The organism is Aquimonas sp., assembly GCF_044377145.1.
GTDB lineage: Bacteria > Pseudomonadota > Gammaproteobacteria > Xanthomonadales > Xanthomonadaceae > Aquimonas.
The window spans coordinates 1-5,460 of record NZ_JBILJQ010000141.1 but is presented as its reverse complement, the minus strand read 5'-3'; the positions used below and the strand labels follow the sequence as shown (position 1 = coordinate 5,460).

The 5,460-nt window shown below is 65.2% G+C and carries 4 protein-coding genes; 1 reads left to right on the top strand and 3 read right to left on the bottom strand.

The window, feature by feature from the left end:
- Positions 1-1,059: 1,059 nt before the first annotated feature.
- The 3 genes from ACIQ7H_RS21630 to ACIQ7H_RS21620 form a co-directional block, all read right to left on the bottom strand.
- A complete protein-coding gene (locus ACIQ7H_RS21630; RefSeq protein ID WP_395795473.1) occupies positions 1,060-1,887 on the bottom strand; it encodes a hypothetical protein in 828 nt (275 codons plus the stop codon).
- Between the two features lie 237 nt (positions 1,888-2,124).
- Positions 2,125-2,511 (bottom strand): nuclear transport factor 2 family protein, encoded by a 387-nt coding sequence (locus ACIQ7H_RS21625; RefSeq protein ID WP_395795471.1) that lies wholly within the window; start codon positions 2,509-2,511, stop codon positions 2,125-2,127.
- Between the two features lie 238 nt (positions 2,512-2,749).
- The gene (locus ACIQ7H_RS21620; RefSeq protein ID WP_395795469.1) at positions 2,750-3,112 is read right to left on the bottom strand and encodes a VOC family protein; all 363 of its coding nucleotides are present in this window, start codon (positions 3,110-3,112) and stop codon (positions 2,750-2,752) included.
- Between the two features lie 210 nt (positions 3,113-3,322).
- Between ACIQ7H_RS21620 and ACIQ7H_RS21615 the strand changes: the two genes are divergently transcribed.
- Complete coding sequence (locus ACIQ7H_RS21615; protein WP_395795467.1) at positions 3,323-4,753, top strand: choice-of-anchor Q domain-containing protein; 1,431 nt, start codon at positions 3,323-3,325, stop codon at positions 4,751-4,753.
- The last annotated feature ends 707 nt before the right edge of the window (positions 4,754-5,460 follow it).

The following is a 5,460-nucleotide window of genomic DNA, read 5'->3' as shown; positions in this document are numbered from 1 at the left end:
GCTCACGCTGGCCACAGAGAACCACATGAAAGAACTCGAACAGCGGCCGGAGGTCGTGCGGGCCTACTTTCAGGACCCAAAGGTCAAGTACGCGGCTTGATGGATAAATGCCGCCGGGTCAATAGGCGTGGCGGCCGCACGGCGCTCAAGCAGACGCGATGCCTTGCAGGCACTTCTCGAAAAGCACTGCGGCTGCCCGCAAGCGCGGGACAGCTGCTGCACCATTGCACCCTGTGATCGACCCGATCAAAGGAGGGCGCCGATGCGATCGAAGCGCGGTTTCATATGCAGGACCGTTGATCCGCTCCCACTGTTTGGCGTCGCGGGTGGCGCCCTTCCGCGGGTGCCGACGCTGCGAGCACGGGTGGCGTTGCTGCTGTGCTTGGCCTCGATCACTGGCGCACACGCGAAGTGCCCGATCCCTCTGTTCGAAATCCAGGGTGAGGCGCGAGCGGGCGAGCGGGTCGCCTTCTTTGTGGGTGATGAGCCTTCAAGCGGCGGCTTCGATTCCCAGCACCAGCAGGTGCTTGCGGCGGACGGGCCGTTTCGCCTGCGCGTGCAGCACTCGGCGACAAAGTCCTGGGTTTGGGGACGCTGCCGCTTTCCGGATCACGGCGTGTTGGTCATCGCCAGCGATACGAAGCCTTGGCGACGCATTCGAGTCGAGCTGCCTCGAGCAATGTCGAACCTCCACGGCGCCGTGGTGCGCGTGCCCTAGGCCTGTGGAACAGTCGGCGCATTGCCGCACCATCCTCGCCGGAGGTTGGATCGGTCGACGGAGTTCGCACAGCTCTGCGCCTGCCGCCGATGGCATCATCAGCGGTGTCCGCGCGCGTCACCGAGACCCGCAAGCGGCGGTCCGGCCGTGACCTTGATCAGGAACTCCAGCATGTGGATCACACGCCCCCTGGCGGGGCCGATGCCGCGCTGGTCGACCGCTTGGCGCGAGCTGCGGCGGCGCATTTTTCAGCGTGCGCGAAGGCGAGCTCGCCCGGCCCGAAACTCACGTGGTGACGGCTTCGGCGCGAGCGAATTCTTTGGCATCAACGCAGCGCCGCGTCATCCTGCGCTGCGCGGATGGCTCCACAAATATCGGCCTGCAAGCGCGGCATCATCGATCGCATCCACGCTGTAGCCGAGCTGCTGCGCAATCGCGAGCGCGTGCGGATGATCGAGGATCGTCCGCCACGCTTCGGCCGTCGCAAGGTAGGAGTGATGAATGTCGATCACCTCGGCGCGCCGCTGCAGGATCGCCGCGTGCGGTGGCAGATGCAGGAACTCAAGCAGCCGCCCGAGACCCTCGCCATGGAACAGGTCTTCGTACCGCAACTGCAGCCAGGGCAGATCGACGCTCGGCTGCAGATCCAGACCAAAGGCATTGACCTCGGTCCAGTAGTACACGCACTTCTCGAACGGCGTCAGCGCATGCCAGCGCTCGCGGTAGTCGGGGAAGCGAACGCCGGCGTCGAACGGCGACAACAGGATCTTCTCGGGCAGATGCGGCAGCAGCGGCGGCTGGTAGGCCTGATGGGTCAGCCATGAGCAGCTGGTCGGCACCGGATGCCGCACCAGATGGATCACTCGCACGCGCCCGCGGAAGCGCTCGATCAAGCGCGGAATCGTGCTCCAGCTCGGATGTCCGCACTCGATGTAGGCCTGCGTTTGCAGCCGCGCTTCGATCGCATCCATGTGCCGCAGCACCTCCGCAGGCAGCTGTGCGGCAGCGCCGGCCGAGCTTGCGTGCTCCAGCGCCTTGCGCGGCTGGTATCGCGAATGCAGCGGCTCGTGCTCGACCGCCAGTTGATCCGCATAGGCCTCGGCCAGCGCCGTGGCTAGCCACTGGGTTCCGCAGCGTCCGGTTGAAAGTACGAAGGTGGCGTAGTGCATGTGGGTCCAGGTGGTAGCGCGCCGACGACTGAGTGCGGCGCGGGCGCGCCATCCACGCCTTGCAGGTGAACTGGGTCCGCTGTGTGTTCGAAGCTCGAACGCTCTGCGTCCCGATGCGTCTGGAATACTCCCGAACCTCGGAGCTGCACATCGAGTTCGTGCTTCGAGCATGGCTGGCTGTTCGAGGCTCCGGGGGCAGGGCTCGGCGCCTGAGACCCGCCTCGTCGCAACGTATCCTCAATCCAGCGTCTCGACCAGATGCGCCCGGTTCGCCTGCGGCGCATACGGCTCGGGCCAGTACTCGACAATCCGCACGATCTTTCCACCCGCGACGGTGAAGAACGAGATGGCGCGCGCGGACTGCACGCCATCAGTCACGCTGACTTCGGAAACCGCTTCGAGCTCAGCACCCACCAGGCGACGGATGGTGAATGTCCAGTGGCCGTGCGCCGGATATTCCTGGTTCATTTGACAAAACCGCGCTGCGCCACGGATGCGCTCGTTCGACTGCGGCCAATCGAGTACGAAGTCGTCGGACAGGACGGCGGCAACGGCCTGGAAATCGTTGGTCGCCATCAGGCGCCAGAACTCTCGTACAAGCGCAGCTGCGGAAGGGTTCTTCATGGCGACGTTTGAAACACCTTGGGTGGATTCCGCTCAGGGCGGGTGATGTTCGCTGGATGACCCATCGGTGGCCCAGAACAGACCGGCCCGTGCCCCTTGCAGCCAATGCCTGCAAGTCGGGAACGACAAGGCAGCGGGTCACGTGTCCAGCGATTGCTGATAGCGGACTGCTCCAGCCGCGCAGACCGTCTCTTTCGCCAACTCTGTGGGTCAGCCGCGCAGCGGCTGGCGATGTCGCTCACTCCTCGTCAGACCACTCGCGGAACACCACGCAGACGGTGGTCTTGTCGAGCATGGCGAACTCGCGTGCACCCCAGGGTCGCAGCTGCACGTTCGGCAGGTTGGGGTGCAGGCGCTCTGGCGCGCGTGCGGCGAGTTCGGCGTGGACGGCGTCGATATCGTCGGTCTCGATCGCCAGCTCGGGTCGATCCAGCGCGGCCAGCTCAGCGTTCTCCATCAGATAGGCCTTGGCGCCGTCTCGCTCCACCACGGCCAGGGTGCCGTCGCGCCAGACCTGCTCGAAGCCCAGCACATCGACGAAGAACTCCAGCCCTTCGTCAAGACGGCTGTAGAAGATTTTCGGAATCAGGTTCTTGAACATCGAATTGCCTCGAAGTCGGTTAACGGGTGAAAGTTTCTAGCACAGGTGGGCCGCAGCGATCGGCCGCGCGCGCCGCTGGGCTCAGCAATATCGCCGGTCAGAACGCCGACAGATCGCGGTGCTCACCCGAACCTCGCAACGGCTGCGCGCGGATGTCTGGTTTCGCCCCATCGCCGCGTAAACCCGGTACTGCCCTGGTGGATGGCCCCGATGACTGCACGACTGATCCTGCTCGCCCTGCTGTGTGCTGCGCCGATGGCGCAGGCCGACACCTATATCGTCACGTCCAGCGACGATAGCGGGCCTGGCAGCCTGCGCGACCAGATCGCCCTGGTCAATCTGACCCCCGGCAACGCGCATCGGATCGAATTCGCGCCGGCGCTGGCGCAGCACATCATCGAACTGCTGCAGCCGCTGCCCACCCTCAACAAGCAAAGCGTGGTGATCGACGCCAGCGCCGCGCCCGGCATTTCGGTGGAGCCGATCAATCCGACCGCGTCGTTCCGTCTGCTGATCGCATCGAGCCAGGTGCAGAGCCTGACGCTGCGCGGCTTCAGCCTGCGCAGCGGGCGTGCCGAGAACACCGGCCAAGGCGGTGGCTGCGTCGATGGCGGTGCGGTTACCAACACCGCGACCCTGCTGCTTGAGCAGATGACCATGGTCAGCTGCGGAGCGGTGCAGGCGGGCATCACCCGTGGCGGCGCGGTGTACTGGAACGGCTCGATCGTCACCGCGATCGACTCGGTCTTCTTCGGCAACTTCAGCCTGACGACCGGCACCGGCAGCTTCGCGGTGGCGACCGGCGGGGCCATCTACGGCGCAGCCCTGAATCTGCAGAACTCGCGTTTCGAACAGAACCAGGCCGGCGGCAATCGCGCGGTGGGCGGTGCTGTTTCGGCGTACTCCAGCGTGCTGATGAGCGATTCCGTGTTCGTCGAGAATCTCGCGCGCGGCGTCGTCGCGGGCGGCAGTTTCGGCGGCGCGCTGTCGGCGGATTGCTTCAGCAGCTGCACTATCCGAATCGATCGCAGCTTCTTCGGACGCAACGAGTCGCAGTCCGGTGGCGCCATGTTTCTGCGCACCAATGAAAACCAGGTGTCGGACGCCACCTTCAACAACCTCAGCTTCGAAGGCAACGTAGCCACGGGCGCTTTCAGCACGGATTCCGGGGCCGTGCAGATGCAGGCGATCCGCTTGTCGGCGCGACACCTGAGCTTCCAGGGCAATTCCGGCGTGGTGGCGCATTTGAGCGGCACGGACAACAGCGATCTGCGCGAGATCCACAACAGCGTGTTCGGTGCTCGCACGGGCAGCGGTATCAGCTGTTTCCTGGTTGCCTCTGCGCAGCCGGCGCAGGGCACGATCGTCACCGACAACAGCTGCGGCAACCTGATCCCGGGCGCCAGCGTGGTGCCTGGCCTGGTCAATGGCGAAGTGAACATCGCCGACACCATGCCGGTGATCCGCTATGCCAGCAGTTCGCCGGTGGTCGATGCGGGCGCAACTGCGTTGTGCCTCGCCGATGACGCGCGTGGCTCCAGCCGGCCGCAGGACGGCAACGGCGATGGCCAGGCGGTCTGCGATATCGGCGCTTACGAACTGCTGCCTGCGCGGATTTTTGCGGATGGCTTCGAGGATTGATTGAGGGCATGGTGCGGAGGCCGAAGGGCGGGCGGCCGCTCACGGCGCACGTCCGGTGGACGCGAAATCTCCAGCACCTCGAAGCGCTCGATGCCACGCGTCCACGACGAGCGCCGCGGCGCGCGCGAAGCAGCACTGCGCGCTGACCACGTCGCGCCACTCGCCGCCAGCTGCCATTGCTCAGGCGCACTGAGGGCTCGCGTTGGCGCCTCACCGCCGCGCGACTCAGGTGCCGACAGGCTGGCGCGTTCTCGCAGTCGGGCTAGCGCGATCGCCGCTCGCCTCAGACAGTCGACACGTCGAGCGTCATGAATACGCTGTTTGGGCCAGGCCGATACTTCCCAAACGGCCCCCAGCAGCTGAAGCCAAAACTCGCACAAACCAACGAGGCTGCCGCCTTGTAGAAGCCGGTGTGACCGTTGCCTGCGGGAGCGGCTGTGGACACCGCGCTGGCGGCACTTGCTTGGGCGTGGTGCACTCCAGAAACTTCCTGCGCGCTCCGATTGTTGCGTCGCACGATGCCCGGAATCCTCATGTGCCCCCTTGTACATTGTGGCTACTGCGCTACGTGCTCCTTGCATTCCCTACGCGCCTACACTCCACGAGACAGTGACGCAGCACGTTATCTCTCATTCTAGGGCGGCTTTGTTCGGAGACTCCCATGCCAAAGCCGTTGCGGGTTCGCCCGCCAGAAACATCTTCCGCCG

Excerpts from the sequence above, each read along its gene's own strand:
- ACIQ7H_RS21620 (WP_395795469.1), bottom strand. The coding sequence starts at position 3,112 with ATGTTCAAGAACCTGATTCCGAAAATCTTCTACAGCCGTCTTGACGAA.
- ACIQ7H_RS21615 (WP_395795467.1), top strand. The coding sequence starts at position 3,323 with ATGACTGCACGACTGATCCTGCTCGCCCTGCTGTGTGCTGCGCCGATG.
- ACIQ7H_RS21625 (WP_395795471.1), bottom strand. The coding sequence starts at position 2,511 with ATGAAGAACCCTTCCGCAGCTGCGCTTGTACGAGAGTTCTGGCGCCTG.
- ACIQ7H_RS21630 (WP_395795473.1), bottom strand. The coding sequence starts at position 1,887 with ATGCACTACGCCACCTTCGTACTTTCAACCGGACGCTGCGGAACCCAG.